Source organism: Streptomyces sp. NPDC001832, assembly GCF_040297265.1.
In the GTDB taxonomy this organism is placed as follows: domain Bacteria; phylum Actinomycetota; class Actinomycetes; order Streptomycetales; family Streptomycetaceae; genus Streptomyces.
Genome location: NZ_JBEOYU010000019.1, coordinates 20,695 through 38,356, shown reverse-complemented (window position 1 = coordinate 38,356; position 17,662 = coordinate 20,695). Strand labels below are relative to the sequence as shown.

14 protein-coding genes and 2 pseudogenes are annotated in these 17,662 nt (G+C 68.6%); 8 read left to right on the top strand and 8 right to left on the bottom strand.

The genetic code is table 11. From position 1 onward, the window contains the following. Positions 1–229: 229 nt before the first annotated feature. From ABT115_RS17190 to ABT115_RS17170, 5 genes are all read right to left on the bottom strand, one after another. Positions 230–1,126 carry a hypothetical protein gene (locus ABT115_RS17190; protein WP_351789950.1) on the bottom strand — a complete coding sequence of 299 codons (897 nt, stop codon included), beginning with the start codon at positions 1,124–1,126 and terminating at the stop codon, positions 230–232. Beyond that, positions 1,123–1,803 carry a class F sortase gene (locus ABT115_RS17185; RefSeq protein WP_351789947.1) on the bottom strand — a complete coding sequence of 227 codons (681 nt, stop codon included), beginning with the start codon at positions 1,801–1,803 and terminating at the stop codon, positions 1,123–1,125. The genes ABT115_RS17190 and ABT115_RS17185 overlap by 4 nt, the downstream gene beginning before the upstream one ends. Then, entirely contained in the window at positions 1,803–2,492 is a 690-nt protein-coding gene (locus ABT115_RS17180; RefSeq protein WP_351789945.1) for a COG4315 family predicted lipoprotein, read from the bottom strand. Before ABT115_RS17180 ends, ABT115_RS17185 begins: the two co-directional genes overlap by 1 nt. A 90-nt stretch (positions 2,493–2,582) precedes the next feature. Beyond that, the gene (locus tag ABT115_RS17175; RefSeq protein WP_351789943.1) at positions 2,583–3,245 is read right to left on the bottom strand and encodes a zf-HC2 domain-containing protein; all 663 of its coding nucleotides are present in this window, start codon (positions 3,243–3,245) and stop codon (positions 2,583–2,585) included. Beyond that, positions 3,242–3,775 (bottom strand): sigma-70 family RNA polymerase sigma factor, encoded by a 534-nt coding sequence (locus ABT115_RS17170; RefSeq protein WP_351789941.1) that lies wholly within the window; start codon positions 3,773–3,775, stop codon positions 3,242–3,244. Before ABT115_RS17170 ends, ABT115_RS17175 begins: the two co-directional genes overlap by 4 nt. Positions 3,776–4,132: 357 nt before the next feature. On the opposite strand from ABT115_RS17170, the gene ABT115_RS17165 reads away from it, so the two are divergent. Further along, positions 4,133–6,292, top strand: a complete 2,160-nt coding sequence (locus ABT115_RS17165) for a RecQ family ATP-dependent DNA helicase (RefSeq protein ID WP_351789938.1) — start codon at positions 4,133–4,135, stop codon at positions 6,290–6,292. Positions 6,293–6,334: 42 nt separating this feature from the next. Here ABT115_RS17165 and ABT115_RS17160 read toward each other — a convergent pair whose 3' ends face one another. The 3 genes from ABT115_RS17160 to ABT115_RS17150 form a co-directional block, all read right to left on the bottom strand. Next, on the bottom strand, positions 6,335–7,762 hold the full coding sequence (locus ABT115_RS17160; protein ID WP_351789935.1) for an amidase: 1,428 nt from the start codon (positions 7,760–7,762) through the stop codon (positions 6,335–6,337). A gap of 268 nt (positions 7,763–8,030) precedes the next feature. Further along, entirely contained in the window at positions 8,031–9,482 is a 1,452-nt protein-coding gene (locus ABT115_RS17155; RefSeq protein ID WP_351790087.1) for an APC family permease, read from the bottom strand. Positions 9,483–9,782: 300 nt separating this feature from the next. After that, positions 9,783–9,992 (bottom strand): hypothetical protein, encoded by a 210-nt coding sequence (locus ABT115_RS17150; RefSeq protein WP_351789933.1) that lies wholly within the window; start codon positions 9,990–9,992, stop codon positions 9,783–9,785. A gap of 111 nt (positions 9,993–10,103) precedes the next feature. On the opposite strand from ABT115_RS17150, the gene ABT115_RS17145 reads away from it, so the two are divergent. From ABT115_RS17145 to ABT115_RS17120, 7 genes and pseudogenes are all read left to right on the top strand, one after another. Then, positions 10,104–11,402: a DUF4192 domain-containing protein gene (locus ABT115_RS17145; protein WP_351789931.1), complete on the top strand. Its 1,299-nt coding sequence runs from the start codon at positions 10,104–10,106 to the stop codon at positions 11,400–11,402. A gap of 419 nt (positions 11,403–11,821) precedes the next feature. After that, the gene (locus ABT115_RS17140) at positions 11,822–12,586 is read left to right on the top strand and encodes an NUDIX hydrolase (RefSeq protein WP_351789928.1); all 765 of its coding nucleotides are present in this window, start codon (positions 11,822–11,824) and stop codon (positions 12,584–12,586) included. Positions 12,587–12,630: 44 nt separating this feature from the next. Beyond that, positions 12,631–12,768, top strand: a pseudogene (locus ABT115_RS30900) (ATP-binding cassette domain-containing protein); the annotation flags it as partial. A gap of 32 nt (positions 12,769–12,800) precedes the next feature. Then, a pseudogene (locus ABT115_RS17135) lies at positions 12,801–13,737 on the top strand (ABC transporter ATP-binding protein); the annotation flags it as partial. Between the two features lie 160 nt (positions 13,738–13,897). Further along, positions 13,898–14,785, top strand: coding sequence for a FadR/GntR family transcriptional regulator (locus ABT115_RS17130; RefSeq protein WP_351789925.1), 888 nt, complete (start codon positions 13,898–13,900; stop codon positions 14,783–14,785). 322 nt (positions 14,786–15,107) lie between these two features. Next, positions 15,108–16,655: an RNA polymerase sigma factor gene (locus tag ABT115_RS17125; protein ID WP_351789922.1), complete on the top strand. Its 1,548-nt coding sequence runs from the start codon at positions 15,108–15,110 to the stop codon at positions 16,653–16,655. Between the two features lie 132 nt (positions 16,656–16,787). After that, positions 16,788–17,618, top strand: coding sequence for a S1 family peptidase (locus ABT115_RS17120; protein ID WP_351789919.1), 831 nt, complete (start codon positions 16,788–16,790; stop codon positions 17,616–17,618). Positions 17,619–17,662 lie beyond the last annotated feature (44 nt).

Below are 17,662 nucleotides of genomic sequence, written 5' to 3'. Positions count from 1 at the left end.
GCAACGAGCAATTGGCGCAGCTGACGGGAATCAGCCGGATTGACTCTGATATCCCTGCCCACGCCATGCCCGGATGACGCCCCCTGCCACGCTTGAACGGCGGGGACCAGCGGAATCACTCCCGGCGCAGCAGCCGCGCGTGGTCGGGCACAGCATGCTGCTTGTTCAAAGACGCGATGCGTGGGGCGGACCGGGCGAAGGAGCCGGTCCGCCCCACGTTGTCACTGCGTCAGCGGTTGATCTCGACGAACCGTATGCCGTCGTTGTTGGCAGGATTGGCATCGGTCGAGCCGACTGTCTGGATGCTGTACCGCACGGCCTCCGGAACGCCGGTGGCTTCCTTGGGCACCTTTACCTTGAACGTGAAGGTGGCCTGCGCAGGGATGTCCCCGAGATCGCAAGTGACGGTTCCGTCCTTGGCAGGCACGGCGCACCCCTTGGGCCGCCCGTGCAGCGAGTATCCCGGGAAGGGCTCGAGCCGGATCGTCCCCTTGGCGGGCTGCGAGCCCTGATTGCCGTAGTCGAAGTCGTACGTGACCACTCCATCGGCATCCGGCTTCGAGGCACGGGGCGGCGGAAACATGAACAGGTCCACGTCGGCTTCCTCTGCCACGGCCTTGGTCGCGCTGACGCTGTCGCCCGAGGCGGAACCGCCGGCCGCGCCCTTCTCGACCAGCTCGACGCTCAGCGCGGGCTTCGAGGCGTCCCATGCGCCGTCGGGCGCCTGCAAACGAGCCTTGGTCTTACCGGACTTGGGCAGGTCGTCGTAGGTGATGCTCACCGTTGACCGGTCTACCCGCGTGCCCCTGCTGGCGACGGCCGCCCAGGTAAATCCGTTCTCCACGGTCATCCTCAACTCGGCCCCCGCCGCCGGGCGCTCGCCCTTCCATCCGAAGGTCACGGGGACGGCCAGGCGGCCCCCGCGCGGTACGTTCAACGAGTCCGGGGTCTGCGCGAAGAGGCTCGTGCGGGCATTGGTGGAGGCGGAGGCAGCACTCGGCGTGGCCTTCGCGGAAGAACTGTCGGGCGACGAGCATGCACTGACCAGCAGGGTGGCGGACAGTGCGGCGACGCAGGCAAGGCGGGCGGTGCGCATGCGGGACGGAAGTGCGTGCTGGGTGGTCATGTGGTTCGGGTCAACTCCGCGTAGACGATGATGTTGTCGGGCCTGTGGCCGTCGGTGAGGGAGCCGCCGCAGGTGACGACGCGCAGGGCGGCTGTGCTGGTGTCGCCGTAGACCCGCTCGGTGGGAAAGTGGTCCTTGGGGACCTGTTGCAGCTCACGGACGGTGAACTCGGCTCGCGTGCCGTCCGCCCGGTCAACCAGGATCGTGTCCCCGGGGCGCGTACGGGAGATGTCGTGCAGCACGGCGGGGCCCTCGACAGTGTCGAAGTGGCCGATGAGTACGGCCGGCCCACGCTCCCCCGGAGTGACTGCTCCGGTGTACCAGCCCATGCGGTCCGCCTGGGCGACGGAGGGCACCTGCACGCTCCCGTCGCTGCGCAGTCCGAGTGGCAGCAGCGGCCCCGTGTCCACGCCCGCGGCCGCTATGCGGACCCGGACCGGCTCGGACCGGGCCAGGGGAGGCACGGCAGCGGGCGTGGTCGTCGATGGGGAGGTGTCAGGCCGGGAGGCTGCCGTCGGGATGTGCGCGCCCGGGTCGCCGGCCGGGGCGCCCAGGCCGCCGTACACGGCGATGCCAACGCCGAGGGCGAGCGAGCCCGCCCCCGCCACGGCGCCGCCGCCGGGGCGCCGCGGACGCGAGCCCGCGACGCCCCGGCGGCACGCGTGCCTGCCGGTCATCAGACGGCGGAGCCGCGGCGCCGCCTGATGACGGAGTAGCCGAGGGCCGCGGCACCGAGGGCGGCGACACCGCCGCCTACGGCGATGAGAGTGGTGTTGTTGTCCGTGACACCCTCGGCACCGGCATCGACGCCACCCTTGGGCTTGTCGGCGGTCTGTCCGGCGCCCTTGTCCTTGTCCGTGCCGGCGTCGGAGCCCGCACCGCCGGTGGAAGCCTTGACGGCGAGAGGCTTGCCGTCGGCGCCGACGAGGTACCAGGTGGTCCCGGCACCGCCCGGGGCGAGGCCGTGCCCCTTGACGTCGCCGGCCGCCGCGTCCTTGGAGAAGTAATACAGCGCCTGGTCGTTGATGGTGAGCTGCTGCTTGCCCTTGGTCGGGGCCTGGGCGGAGTCGATGTGTCCGAGCTTGCCGGTCACAGCGCTGTCCGCCTCCTGCTTGTCGTCCGCGAGTGCGGCAGGCCAGGCGGTCACGCACTTCTCGTCGGCGCAGGCGGAGGTGCCCGCAGAGTCCTTCTCCCAGACGTAGAGGGCGTTGCCGTCCGAGTCGGCGAGCGCCTTGCCGTACTGAGTGTCGATCAGCTTGAGTTCGCCGGTCACGGTGGACTCGGTGAGCGCGAGCGCGCTGGGGGCGCCGAGGCCGACGAGAAGGAAGGCGGCGGCCGCCGTGGTCGCGAGGCGCTTGCTGGTCATGCTGTCACTCCTGTTGGTGTTGTCCTGCGATGCGATGGTCGGCAGGTCTGGACCGAACTGCCGTACCGGGAAGGGAAAGATGAATACGCCTCAGGCGTGAAGACGTGTCAGGTCTTGTTGCTCGGCGTCGAGAATGCTGATCCGGGCGATGTCCTGGGCCTTGATGCCCGTGGCGCCGGTGACGCTGACCTTGCCGTTGTCGGGGCTGACCCAGACCGCTGCCACTTCCTTGCGGCCGTCGCGGTTCTCGGTCACGAGCGTCACACGCTCATTCGGTGGAAGGTCGTGCAGAGTGAGGCGTACCTCGGTGCCCCAGGGCCGGGAAGCCAGCTCGGCGCTGCCGGTGACTTGGCCGGGGGCTCCGCCGAGGGGTATGTCGCGCACGGCGGCGGCCTGCGGCGGCGCGCCGCCACCGGACGTGGCGGTGCCGAGAGTGAAGCCGATCCCTGCGGCGCAGGCGGCCAGGGCGACCCCGGCCGCGGCCAGCCGCCATCTCATCGGCCGTGCCGACGACGGCATGGTCTCGACGCGGCCCGGCGGCACCGGTGGGGTGCCTGCGGACAGGGCATCCGGGACGTCGAGCAGCGCGTCGCAGGCGCGGATGCACTCTTCGCAGGCCAGCAGGTGGGCATCGACACGGGCCCGGTCGCCGGTGCTGAGCCCGCCGAGTACGTACGCCCCCAACCAGCCGCTGACCTCGGCGTGTTCGGACGACCGACGGAGTCGCGGGTCATCCGGGTCGGACGCGCTCATGGCACCATCCCCTGCTCCTGCAGGGCGGCACGCAGGGCACGGGCGCCGTAGTAGGCACGGGACTTGACGGTCCCCTCCGGGATGCCGATGCGTTCGGCGGTCTCTGCCACGGTGCGTCCGTGGTAGTAAAGCTCCACAACTACCTCTCGATGGGATGGAGTGAGCCGGTCGAGTGCCGCGCGCACGAGCCAGACGTCCGTGAGCCGGTCGGTCTCCGTGGCCGGCAGGCTCGTCGCGTCGCTCAGGGCGACCAGTTCCTCGTGACCTCGGGTCAGTGCGGGCCGTCGGCTCTCGGCCCGGTGGTGGTCAACGAGCACGCTGCGCGCGATGGTGAACAGCCAGGACCGTATCTGGGCTTGCGTGTACGGACCGTCGAGTGCGGGAACGCCCGAGCGCCAAGCCCGCAGGAAGGTCTCCTGGAACATGTCCTCGGCCTGGTGCCTGTCCCGCCAACGGGAATTGAGGTACGCGCGTACCGCAGGGCCGAACTCCAGCTGGAGCCCATCGAGGCTGCGGACCGCCTCGGTCAACGGGTTGCCACAGCGGCTGCTGTCTGCTGGCGGGCTGGGTTCCTGTGCATGTCGACTCCCGGGTCACGGCGTTTACCTTGCTCAGCACCTGGAACGGTGAGCCCGGGGCGTCTGGTTCAACCGTAGACGGATTTCTTTGAGCCCCTGTGAGACCTCCAGGCTACGGAACTGGGAAAGCATCGAGTTCCAGCCGGATTGGTGACCTGACCTGCATAAACGCATCGATCGAGGATCCTTGTGACCGAGCGCTCTCTCGCGGACATCCTCGATCGACGCCTGACGGGTGCACCGATCGCGAGCCGACTGTCACACTGAGTGAATTGGCCGATGGTCCTCGGGATCGGGTTGCATGGGGGCATGGACAACCTGGAGCTGCGCGCTGAAGCCGATGCCATCCTTGCTGAGCTCGTCGGTGCCCCAAAGGGTTCGGCGCGGCTGCGGGAGGATCAGTGGCAGGCGGTGGCGGCTCTGGTGGAGGAGCGTCGGCGTGCGCTGGTGGTGCAGCGCACCGGCTGGGGCAAGTCGGCGGTGTACTTCGTTGCCACCGCTCTGCTGCGTCGGCGTGGATCGGGCCCCACGGTGATCGTCTCGCCGCTGCTGGCGCTGATGCGCAACCAGGTCGAGTCGGCGGCGCGGGCCGGAATCCGGGCGCGCACCATCAACTCGGCCAATCCGGAGGAGTGGGACACCATCTATGAGGAGGTCGAGCGCGGCGAGACCGACGTTCTCCTCGTAAGTCCGGAACGCCTCAATTCTGTGGATTTCCGAGAGCAGGTACTTCCCAAGCTCGCGGCCACGACCGGTCTGCTGGTGGTCGACGAGGCCCACTGCATCTCCGACTGGGGCCACGACTTCCGGCCGGACTACCGCCGGCTGCGTGCGATGCTCGCTGAGCTTGCCGCCGGGGTGCCGGTGCTGGCCACCACCGCGACCGCCAACGCGCGGGTCACTGCGGATGTGGCCGAGCAGTTGGGTACCGGCGTCGGCGAGGCTCTGGTGCTGCGCGGCCCGCTCGAGAGGGAAAGCCTGCGGCTGGGTGTGGTCCAGCTTCCGGACGCCGCACATCGCCTGGCCTGGCTCGCCGAGCACCTGCACGAGCTGCCGGGCTCCGGGATCATCTACGCCCTCACTGTCGCCGCAGCCGAGGAGGCCACCGCCTTCCTGCGACAGCGCGGCTTCAAGGTGGCCTCCTACACAGGACGTACGGAGAACGCTGACCGGCTGCAGGCCGAGGTCGACCTGCAGGAGAACCGGGTCAAGGCGCTGGTCGCGACTTCGGCGCTGGGTATGGGCTTCGACAAGCCGGACTTGGGCTTCGTGGTCCATCTCGGCTCACCTTCCTCACCGATCGCCTACTACCAGCAGGTGGGGCGGGCAGGCCGCGGAGTCGAGCACGCCGATGTGCTGCTGCTGCCGGGCAAGGAGGACGAGGCCATCTGGCGCTACTTCGCCGATACCGCCTTCCCGCCCGAGGCACAGGTTCGACAGACCCTCTCGGCGCTCGCCGGTGCGGAACGGCCGCTGTCCGTGCCTGCACTGGAGGCATCGGTGGATCTCCGGCGCACCCGGCTGGAGACGATGCTCAAGGTGCTCGACGTGGACGGGGCGGTCAAACGGGTGAAGGGCGGTTGGACGGCCACGGGAGCCGAGTGGGTCTACGACTCCGAGCGGTACGCCTGGGTCGCCCGCCAGCGGGCGGCCGAACAGCAGGCCATGCGCGAATACGCGAGCACGTCCCGGTGCCGGATGGAGTTCCTGCGCCAGCAGCTGGACGACGAGGGGGCGACCCGGTGCGGGCGTTGCGACAACTGCGCCGGAGCCTGGGCCGATTCCTCTGTTTCGGCGGAGACGTTGGCGGGAGCGGCGAAGGAACTGGATCGCCCGGGGGCGGAGGTTGAGCCGCGCCGGATGTGGCCGACGGGGATGCCCGCCCTGGGCATCGATCTCAAGGGGCGCATCCCGGCCAAGGAGCAGTGCTCAACCGGCCGTGCCCTGGGGCGGCTCTCGGACATCGGCTGGGGCAACCGGCTCCGCCCGCTGCTGGCTGAGAGTGCATCCGATGGGCCGGTGCCCGACGATGTCCTGAGGGCCGCGGTGGCGGTGCTCGCCGATTGGGCGCGCTCGCCGGGCGGCTGGGCGCCGAATGTCCCGGACGCCTCTGCCCGACCGGTGGGAGTCGTCGCGGTGCCGTCCGCGGCCCGCCCGCAATTGGTCGGTTCCCTTGCCCAGGGAATTGCGGCCATCGGCCGCCTCCCCTTTCTGGGAACCCTGACGTACACCGGGTCGAGCGACGTGTACGCGGCACGCCGCAGCAACTCCGCCCAACGCCTCAGGACGCTGTCCGGTGCCTTCACCATTCCTGAGGGCCTGGCTGATGCGCTGGTCGGCTCTCCCGGCCCCGTTCTGCTCGTCGACGACTACACCGACTCCGGATGGACCCTCGCAGTCGCTGCCCGCCTGCTCCGCCAGGCAGGCAGCGAACACGTCCTGCCGCTGGTCCTTGCCGCAGCGGGCTGACATCGCCTGTTCCGTCCACGCCACCAACGGCCAGACGTCAAGTCAGAGAACCGGCAAGCTGTTCCAGGGGCGGACGGCCTCGATCGCTGCCGCGGCGCGGAACACTGTGGCGTCGTCGTAGGTGCGTCCGACCACCTGCACACCGGTCGGTACGCCGGTCGAGGCGAAACCGGACGGCACGCTCAGCACCGGGCACCGGCTGGCGATGTTGAACGCCGTGGTCATCGCCGATTCCAGATAGAAGTCCAGCTCGACGCCATTGATCACAACCTTGGTCGAGAGATAGTCGTCGTCCGCCTTCAGCGCCGGAACGGCGGTCGTCGGGCACAGCAGGACGTCGTAGCGGTCCAGCAGGGCGCCGAGCGTCGTCTGCACCGCAGCCTCGATCTCAAGGCCCTGCAGGAAGCTGCCGGGCTCGCGAACGGCCTCGTCGCCCCGCCGGGCGAAGTCGAGTGCGTATGTGGTGAGCTGGTCGCCGTGCTCGGCGGCGACCGACGCGATGTAGGGGCCGAAGATGGAGCCGAAGTGGATCATCGCTGCCCGCATCACATCCGCCCGCATGACGGGGACCTCTACCTCCTCGACGATGGCTCCGGCCGCGCGCAGCGCCTCCGCGACCGCGCGGGTGTTGGACTCGACCTCTGGATCGACCGGCCAGTCCCCGAGGGTGACCGAAAGCGCCACCCGCAGGCCTTCGACGCCGTCGAACCGCTCGGGCAGGACGAGCTTGGGCCGCAACGAGACCGCGTCCAACGGGTGGGGCCCCGCGATGACGTTCTCCAACAGGGCGCAGTCGCCGACGGTGCGCGCCATCGGACCGTCGTGGCAGTACGTGTCGAGGTTGAACGGCGTCATTGCCGGCACGCGCCCGTACGGCGGCTTGAAGCCGACCGTGCCCGTGTACGAAGCGGGGATGCGGATCGAGCCGCCGATGTCGGAACCGGTCGCGAGCGTTGTCTCACCCGCCGCGAGCGCGGCGCCTGCGCCGCCTGAGGAGCCGCCCGGAGTGAACTCCAGGTTCCACGGGTTGCGGGTGATGCCCCACAGCCGCGATTGCGTGTACCCCGCGCAACTGAACTCCGGGGTCGTGGTCCGGGCGTGCACGATGCCACCGGCAGCCTGGACCCGCTCGATCACCGGGTGCGTCTGCTCGGCTATCTCGCCCTGGTACGCCAGGGAGCCGTCCGTGATGCGGCGGCCCGCGATGGGCTGCTCCTCCTTCGTCGCGACGGCGAGACCCTCCAGCGCGCGGGGTGCCTCGCCCTTGCCCCCGTACCGCGCTTCGGCCTCGCGGGCGGCGGCGAGCGCCTCCTCGAAGGTCCGCTCGGCAAGGGCGTTGACCTTCGGCTCGACGGCTTCGGCGCGCGCGATGACCGCGGTCATCAGCTCGACCGGTGACAGGGAGCGGTCACGGAAACGGCGCAGGGCCTCGGTGGCCGGCAGATAGGCGATGTCGGTGAGGTCGGTCATGTGATGGTCCTTTGCGATGAATCAGAAAGGTCGGGTGGGCGCGTGGCGGGGGAACCGCGCGTCATGGCCGACGGCCGAGATCCGCTCCCCAGTGACGGCGAGGCTGGTCGCCCGGGTGCGGGCGGGGTCCCCGGTGTGCACGGGGCTTGGGTGAAGACCAGATCGGCCTTGGCCATGGGAGGCGCTCCTGGTGGGCCGGCGGTCCGCGAGCGGGCCGCCGGAGGTAGCGATGCGTCGCGGTCCGTGCCGCGCGTCAGAAGTACGCCGGTCAGCCGACGCTGACCAGTTCGCGGTCAGCGGCGGCGTCGCGGGTACGGGTGAAATAGGGCGACCGGCGGTTCCAGCGGGCCCACGCGGCAGCCAGCAGCCCGGAGCCGATCATCAGTACCGGGACGAGCAGCGCGAACCAGCCGTTGTCGGCGGAGACTTCGAAGTGATCGGTGGAGCGATAGAAGGTCCAGGCGAGGTAGCCGCCGGTGGCGAGCAGCGTGAGCGCGCCCAGCACCGGTCCGACGACCGCGCGCAGGGCCTCCAGGGGTGAGGTGCGCAGCAGGTGGCGGAAGCGCACCGCGGCGGCCGCCGCGGTGAGGGCGTAGTAGAGGGCGACGACGATACCGATCGCGTTGACGGCGGCGAAGATCAAGTCGTTGACGGTGGGGATGACCAGCGCCATCGCGGCGAGGACCAGGGCGATCGCGGTGATCAGCAGGGTGCCGGCGGCGGGGGTTCCGTGCTTGGGGTGGAGGCGCGTCCAGACGGAGCCGAGAACGCCGTCGCGGCCCATCGCGTACATCCCGCGGGCGGTCGGGATGACCGAGGCCTGGAGCGACGCCACCGCGGAGAACATGAGGGCGATGAGCGGCAGTGCGGCCAGCGGTTGCTCGGCGAGCTTCATGCCGAAATAGGCGAGCCCTTGCGCGCCGTTGTCGGCCAGTTCGTCCAGCGGCAGGACCCGCTGGAAGGCGGTGCCGGCCAGCAGGAAGAGGAGCAGCATGACGGTCAGGGCGATGAACCCGCCGCGGGAGGCGTCCCGCGGGTCACTGACCTCTTCACCGACACTGAAGACCGACTCGAAGCCCCAGTAGCAGAAGACCGCGAGAACCATGCCCTGGGCGAGGGCCTCCGCCGAGGGGATGTCGAAGGGGTTGTACCACTGGAGCGAGAAGGGCTGGTCCCCGGCGAACAGGCCGTAGCCGCAGAAGGCGAGCAGCACGCCGTACTCGAAGATCAGCAGGTACTTCTGGAGACGCGCCGCGAGGTCGAGCCCGCGGACGGCGACCAGCGCGGCGGCGACCAGCACGGCCATGCCGAGGAGTGTGGACTGGAGTGTGGAGTCCGGATCGAGGGAGAGGCCGGCGACGCTGTGGACGCCGGCCTGGCCGAGGAGTTGGATGATCGCCGAGCCGGTCACCGTGGTGGTGTAGGCCATGAACACGATGGTGCCGACGACGTTGACCCATCCGGTCAGGAAGCCCAGCCAGGGGCTGAAGATGCTGCCGACCCACTTGTAGCTGCTGCCGGCGTTGGGGTCGACACGGTTGAGCCGCCCGTATCCGCCGGCTATGCCGAGCACGGGCAGGAAGGCCAACAGCATGATCGCCGGCAGGTGCAGGCCGACGATGCTCGCCATCAGACCGAGTCCGATTCCGATACTGCTGGTGGCCGCAGTGCTTGATGCGGCGAGAACGATGCCGTCGACGACGCCTATGGACTTCCGCATCGCGGCCTGGGGGGCCTGGGCGTCTCTTCTCGGCGTGGTGCTTGCATTCTTCACTGGTACCACCAACGATCGTCGCCTTGCCTGGGGGAAGTTGGCCGGAGGGCCCGGATGGCAGGCCATGAAACCGTTGACCCCTTAACGCGTCAATGACGTTGTCATAAGCTCTGGGTCATGGCGGGAATCCAAGCCACCAGGTGGTCTCTCGCCCGCGCGGACGAGAACTCCGGGCGACGTAACCTCTGGCTCAAGACCCTCGACCGGCTCGGCCTCGGCTTTGGAAGCTGATGTCCCGTCTTCCGATCAAGGCCTGTCGTCCGGCGAGTTGAACCTCCAGGTCCGGCCGGTGACCTGGGCGGAGCGGATGCCGACCTGGTCGGCGGTGAGCACCTCGGCGCCCTCGGCCTCGCCCTCGTGCGGATCGCCGACCAGGTCTCCTCCCGCCAGACGTGTACCGCCTCGGCGTTCTGCTCGACGACGCTTGTCCGGGCGCTGGAAGGTCAGGCTGGTCATGCCCCCATGCAACCTGATGGCTACGACAAACCGCCAACGGCCCCGCGACCCCTGTGGATAATGTTATCCACAGGGGTCGCGGAATCTGGCCTCCCGCGGGACGGTCGTGCCATGAACCAGCACCACGAATCCACCGGTCCTGCCGATGAGCAGCAGATCACCCTGCGGGGGCCTGCCGAACTCGCCGATGCCCTCCCATATCTCATGGGGTTTCACCCGAATGACAGTGTGGTCATGGTCGCCCTGCACGGCGGCCGGGGCCGCTTCGGCGGGCGGCTCAGGCTCGGTATCCCGCAATCACCCCAAGAATGGCCACCCGTCGCCGAGCAGCTTGCCGAGTGCCTGATCAAAGGGAGCGAGCGGCGTGGGGAGCGCCCTGACGCGATCGTCATCTTCCTCTGCCAGGATCCTGCCGAAGGCGAGAGCGGCAGTCAGATCATGGAGCGGCTGAGGCCCCTTGCCCAGCGTCTGCGTACGGCCTGCGGTGCGCTCGACGTACCCGTACTCGAAGCGCTCTGCATCTCTGACGGCCGGTACTGGTCGTACTGCTGCCCGGACGAGCGTTGCTGCCCGACCGAAGGGAACCATGTGGCTCTGCCCGGCACCTCGGTGATGGCGGCCGCCGCCGCTTACGCGGGCATTCAAGTGCGCGGAACGCTTAGGGAGATGGAGGCGAGGCTTGCACCCCTGAACACGACGGCGGCTGCAGAGCAGCAACGGGCACTTGACTCGGCCGGGGCCGAGCTGGTGCCGAAGATCCTCGACGAGGTGGGACGCAAGGACGTGGCCAAAGAGACCTTGGGGCTTGCCCGAAGGCTCATGAAGCGCCTCAAGGAGGCGCCGGTGACGGTGCCTCCCACATCGGACATCAATGACGACCGGCTGATCAGTCATGACGAGGCAGCTGCGGTGATCCTCGGTCTGCAGGACCGGGAAACCCGCGACAAGGCCGCGGAATGGATGGAAGGACCCGAAGCCGATTCCGCCCTGCGACTCTGGCGGGCGCTGTCCCGTCGATGCGTCGCACCGTACGAGGAGCACGCCGCGGCGCCACTGACCCTGGCCGGGTGGGTCTCCTGGTCGACGGGCGATGAACCGGGCGCACGGGTCGCATTGGGTCTCGCCCTGCGGGTGGATCCCGGGTACACCTTTGCTCAACTTCTCCATGAGGCGTGCAACCAAGGCCTTGATCCGGAGACGCTGCGCCGCTGTCTGCGGGGGGAGCGCAGTGCCCGGACGGACCGTCGCGGTCACCGTACAGACCGGAGCACGCGGCCGCGCACTGCACGTCCGACTGCCGCACGGCGAAGGAAGACCCCACCCGGCTTCGCCCGCCCCGAAACGGCCACTACCCGACGCCGTCCCCGGCAAGCCTCCCCCAGCCGTCGCGGGTCCAGGAGCGGTCGATGACCCAGGTGCCTCGTCGCTCCTACCCAGCCACCCTCCCAGCCAGAGGGGGCCGCAGAACCTGGGCTGTTGCCGTCGATGGCCCTCGCAGGAGGTTGTGAGGCGGCCTGGGTGCTGCGGCGGTACGCGGTGTCGGCGGCCGGCGCTCTCTACGACACCGGCCTGAGCGGGTACGCGGCCCGCTGCGCCGAAGCCGGTGCCGACCGAAGGGTGGCTGTGGATCGCCCCCCAGTGCTGCTGGGACGCGCCGCAGGAGTCGCCATGGTGAGAGGACTCGGTGATCTCCAGGGCGTCTGCGGCCGGCGCCCGGAGATTTCCGGCCGGCGAGCGGGCCTGGGCCCAGCCAGGAATCCGACGTCGTGACGGACGAAGAGCACGGCGAAGGGAGTGTTTATCGTCAGGCAGACGACTATGATCACCTCATGCCGCCCTACGACCCGTCGACCTTTCCGCCCTTCGCTGTCACCGTCGACCTGGTCGTGCTCACGGTGCGCCGTCATGCGCTCTGCGCGCTGGTGGTACGCCGCGGTGAGCCGCCGTTCCAGGGGCGATGGGCGCTGCCCGGCGGCTTCGTCAAAGCCGATGAGGATCTCGGAGCCGCAGCAGCGCGCGAGCTCGTCGAGGAGACCGGCCTGTGTGCCCAGGACCCGGCAGCCCCGGCGGTTGGCAACGGCGCCCATCTCGAACAGCTCGCCACCTACGGCGACCCCGGGCGTGACCCCCGGATGAGGGTCGTCAGCGTCGCTCACCTCGCTCTGGCCCCCGATCTTCCCGCTCCCCGGGCGGGTGGCGATGCGCACAGTGCGCGTTGGGCGCCTGTCGAGGATCTGCTCGGACCGGAGGGTGGCTTCGGCCATGAGAGCGAAGACCAGGCTCCACTGGCCTTCGATCATGCGCAGATCCTTGCCGACGGCGTCGAACGGGCGCGTTCCAAGATCGAATACTCCTCTCTGGCCACCGCTTTCTGCCCCCCGGCTTTCACTGTCGGTGAGCTTCGGCGGGTGTACGAGGCAGTGTGGGGCGTGGTTCTCGACCCGCGGAACTTTCACCGCAAGGTGACAGGAACGCCCGGCTTCCTGGTGCCTGTCGGCGGGACGACCACTCGGCAGGGCGGCCGCCCTGCCCAGCTCTTCCGCGCCGGTGCGGCTACGGTGCTCAACCCGCCAATGTTGAGGCCAGAGGTCTGACCTTACGGAACGCCGGCGCCCGCCGCCGCGGCCTTCCGGCCGCCGTGGACGATCTCACCTTCGAAGCCCGGCCCGGCCGTGTCACCGCACTTCTGGGCGCCCACGGTTCGGGCAAGACCACAGCCCTCCGCCTGATGCTCGAACTCGACTCGGGATGGGGAGTCACCTACTTCCGGGGCAGACCACTGCACCGCATCCCGCCCCCGGCGTGTGAGGACTCCTGGTGCACCGACTCGCCGACGAGGTCGGCGAAACCGGTCCTACGGAACTTGCAGATCCCGCAGATCCCGCTGTCAGTGAAGGCGGAGGGCGAGCCGAACCGCGACCGGCCGCGCAGGCGACCGGCTCGGAACTGCCTCCGCCGATCCGGCGCCGCCCACCGCGTGGCCCGTTCCACCCGCTGCGATACGAACTGCGCCGCCCCCTCGGTGTCAGAACAACAACCGTGATCACGGCTGCTGTTCTGGTCGCCTCGGTCGGGCTCTCCGTCCTCCTTGCCCGCTCCGGTCATGCTCAGCTACCGAAGGTATTGACGGGCCCGGCCCTCGCTGCTGCCACTGTCGCCTGCGGCGGTCGGGCTGGACTGCTCGGCGCTCTCTCGTTCGGCGACGAGTTCCGCTACCCCGCGCTCGCGGGGAGCCGAGGCGCCGTACCCCGCCGTCCAGGACTGCTTCTTGCCAAGCTGATGGTGTCAGCGGGCGTCGCCCTGGTGCTCGCTCTGGCTGTCGTGCTGGCTTCCGCGGAAGCCCTTCACCCTGCGTACGGTAGCGATTTGAGCAAATTTCTACCAAATTCGGTCTATCTAGGCATGAGTTGGTCGGGGCTGACCGTGGGCTGCGCCTGGGCGGGCCTCCTGGCTGCTGGAGTCTTCAGAGTGGCGACGGCCGGAGTAACTGCAGTACTTGCCGTTCCTGTTTCGTTTCTGTTGTGCCGATTGCCCAGGGCTTGCTGATGGGTTTGGTCTCTCGTCCGGTCGTCGGGCTTCCGGTCAGGCTCCGCGAGCTGGTGTGGCCGCGCTGCCGCAGGAGACGGACCGATGGGTGGCGGATGTCGTGCGGGTGGCGGAACGCCCGGTGGGGGCTGCGTTGTCGTTGTCGGTCCTGATCTGTGCGTATCTGGTTACTGCTCTTCGCGGCAGGGTCCGTTGGTGATTGCAGGGCGATGGCGGATCGCTCCGAGCCTCATAACTTCCTTGAAGATGACCGATTTCAACCGATAAGGCGTCAATTGGGGGGTGGGTGCCGATCACCCTTTCGTGTGCTTTTCACCAAAGACCTCAAGGGCCGGCTGGGCCGCGCCGACAAAGGATCCGTGAGTACCCTTGCGCACACCATGATGACCGCCGCCCGCTCCGCCGACTCCGGCCTCGCCGGCCCGGGTGAACTCGACCGCTACCCGTATGCGGAGGCGCCGGCCGGCGAGCGTGCCGCCCTTCGTTCCTGGGACGGCCCCGATGCCGAGCTCGGCCGGGCGAGCCGGCGGGGCTCGGCCAGCCGGGGCCGTGGCCTCCACGGCCAACTCGTCCAGCAGCTGGGCCAGATGATCGTCTCCGGTGATCTGGGCGCCGACCGCCCCCTCGTGCCGGAAGAGATCGGACAGCGTTTCGAGGTCTCCCGAACTGTCGTACGCGAATCGCTGCGCGTTCTTGAGGCCAAAGGCCTGGTCAGCGCCCGGCCCAACGTGGGTACCCGGGTCCGCCCCGTCAGTGACTGGAATCTGCTGGACCCCGACATCATCGAATGGCGTGCCTTCGGCCCTCAGCGCGAGGATCAGCGCCGTGAGCTGGGGGAGCTCCGGTGGACGATCGAGCCGCTCGCTGCCCGTCTTGCCGCAGGCCACGGCCGTGAGGACATTCAGCAGCGCCTCGGTGACATGGTCGAGATCATGGGGCACGCGCTCGGGCAGGGTGACGGGATCACCTTCTCCCGGGCCGACGCGGAGTTCCACTCCCTGCTCATTCAGGCGGCGGGTAATCGCATGCTTGAGCACCTCTCCGGCATCGTCTCCGCGGCCCTGCAGGTGTCGGGCGGCCCCGTTACGGGCTGCGACCGCCCCGGCGAGACATCTCTCGGTCACCATGCCCGGATTGTCGATGCCCTCGCATCCGGCGACTCGGCGGGCGCCGAAGCCGCCATGCGTCAACTGCTCGTCGTCCACCCTGAGGTGGAGCGGGTGGTGCCCGCGCCACGCGAGCACTGAGCGCAGCACGGCCAGGGTGTGCGAACCATGTGCCGCCGGGCCTCGGCGGTCCGGCGGCACAATTGTGGGGGATGACACCTCTGGTCACGTTCGTCGCAAATGAGGTGTGACTCGGGCCACGCGGATTGGGCGTAACACTCCTCGAAACAGTGCGATGACTTAAGAGGTGACCGCCGCGGAAGGAATACAGCAGCCATTCAGTGCGCTGTGCAGTTCTGAGGCCAAACCCGCGCCGTCGGTACATTCCCAGCCCGACGGTCGTCGGTCCAGCCCTCTCCAGGGCCGGGCCGGAAGCCGTTTCCATCGTTCCGAGAGGTTGTTCGTGTCGGCCAGCACATCCCGTACGCTCCCGCCGGAGATCGCCGAGTCCGAGTCTGTGATGGCGCTCATCGAGCGGGGAAAGGCTGATGGGCAGATCGCCGGCGATGACGTGCGTCGGGCCTTCGAGGCTGACCAGATTCCGCCAACCCAGTGGAAGAATGTTCTGCGCAGCCTCAACCAGATCCTCGAGGAAGAGGGTGTGACGCTGATGGTCAGTGCCGCGGAGCCGTCAAAGCGTGCCCGCAAGAGCGTCGCAGCAAAGAGCCCGGTCAAGCGCACCGCCACCAAGACTGTCGCGGCCAAGACGACCGTGACCAGGACCGTCGCGGCCACTGCCGCCCAGTCGGCAGAGACCGTGGACGTGGTGGCTGACGACGCTGCCGCGGCCGGACCTGCGAAGAGGGCAGCAGCCAAGAAGACGGCTACCAAGAAGACCGCCGTGAAGAAGACGGCGGCCAAGAAGACAGCAACGAAGAAGTCCGGAAAGCAGGACGACGATCTCCTCGACGGCGACGAGGCGATCGAGGAAGTAAAGGCCGGTAAGGGTGAGGAAGAGGAGGGCGAGGGCGAGAACAAGGGCTTCGTCCTCTCGGATGACGACGAGGACGACGCACCTGCGCAGCAGGTCGCCGTCGCCGGCGCCACCGCCGACCCGGTCAAGGACTACCTGAAACAGATCGGCAAGGTTCCCCTCCTCAACGCCGAGCAGGAGGTCGAGCTCGCCAAGCGCATCGAGGCCGGTCTTTTCGCCGAGGACAAGCTGGCGAACTCCGACAAGCTTGCGCCGAAGCTGAAGCGCGAGCTTGAGATCATCGCCGAGGACGGCCGCCGCGCCAAGAACCACCTGCTGGAGGCCAACCTCCGTCTCGTGGTTTCGCTGGCCAAGCGCTACACAGGCCGCGGCATGCTTTTCCTGGACCTCATCCAGGAGGGCAACCTCGGTCTGATCCGTGCGGTCGAGAAGTTCGACTACACCAAGGGCTACAAGTTCTCCACGTACGCCACATGGTGGATCCGTCAGGCGATCACGCGTGCCATGGCCGACCAGGCCCGCACCATCCGCATCCCGGTGCACATGGTCGAGGTCATCAACAAGCTCGCCCGCGTGCAGCGTCAGATGCTCCAGGACCTGGGCCGCGAGCCCACGCCGGAGGAGCTGGCCAAGGAACTCGACATGACCCCCGAGAAGGTCATCGAGGTCCAGAAGTACGGTCGTGAGCCGATCTCCCTCCACACCCCGCTGGGTGAGGACGGGGACAGCGAGTTCGGTGACCTGATCGAGGACTCCGAGGCAGTCGTCCCGGCCGACGCGGTCAGCTTCACGCTCCTCCAGGAGCAGCTGCACTCGGTACTCGACACGCTCTCCGAGCGTGAGGCGGGCGTGGTCTCGATGCGCTTCGGCCTCACCGACGGACAGCCGAAGACACTGGACGAGATCGGCAAGGTCTACGGCGTGACGCGCGAGCGCATCCGCCAGATCGAGTCGAAGACCATGTCGAAGCTGCGCCACCCGTCGCGTTCGCAGGTGCTGCGCGACTACCTCGACTAGGTCGTAGAAGCACGCAGGCCGAGGGCCCGGATCCCGTGGAGGAGCCGGGTCCTCGGCCTATCTGCGGGTGCGGTCGGCGACAAGCCGGATAACTCTGGGTGGGAATGGTTCACCACAGAGTCAGGAGTGTGCATGTTACGTAGAGTCTTCCGCGCCATGACCGGGGTGTTCGCGTTGACGGCCGTCACGACTGCAATACCGCTCGGACTCCCCGCTCCGGCTGTTGCGGACAGCATCGTCATCGGTGGCCAGCCCGCACACGTCAAGGACAGTCCCTGGGTTGTGGCACTGTCCAGCCGTGACCGGTTTGGAGAGACACGCGCCGGGCAGTTCTGCGGAGGTGTCGTGGTGGCGCCGAAGAAGGTACTGACCGTCGCACACTGCCTGACCCGGGAGGCGCTCGGCGTCGATGTCGGCGAGGTGCACGATCTGCGGGTCATCTCAGGCCGGGATGTCCTGCGTGGTACCGGAGGGCAGGAGACACCTGTACAGGCGGTGTGGAGCAATCCGGGGTTCGACCCCGCCACGAACGCGGGGGACCTGGCGGTACTTGCTCTGGCCGACGCGCTGCCCGCAACGAGTGCGATTCCGATGGCCGAATCCGGTGACCCGGCATACGAGCCGGGTGCCGGCGCTGTCGTCTACGGATGGGGTGACACGACCGGCAACGGCGACTATGCGTCGTCACTCCGCTCTGCCGCAGTGAGCGTCCTGCCGGACAGCCTGTGTCGGCAGGCATATCCCGGCGGCAGAGCCGGTGCGTACGACGCCTCAGCAATGCTCTGCGCGGGCGAACTGCTGGGTGGATACGACTCATGCCAGGGCGACAGCGGCGGGCCGCTGATGGCCCGCGGGCGGCTCATCGGGCTGGTGTCCTGGGGGAACGGCTGCGGCCGAGTCGGGAGCCCCGGTGTGTATACGCGGATCTCCGCTGCGATCGGCTGGATGCCGGGCGGTAGCTGAACGAATCGCGGTGGCTGAACGAATCACTGCGACGCACGAGAACG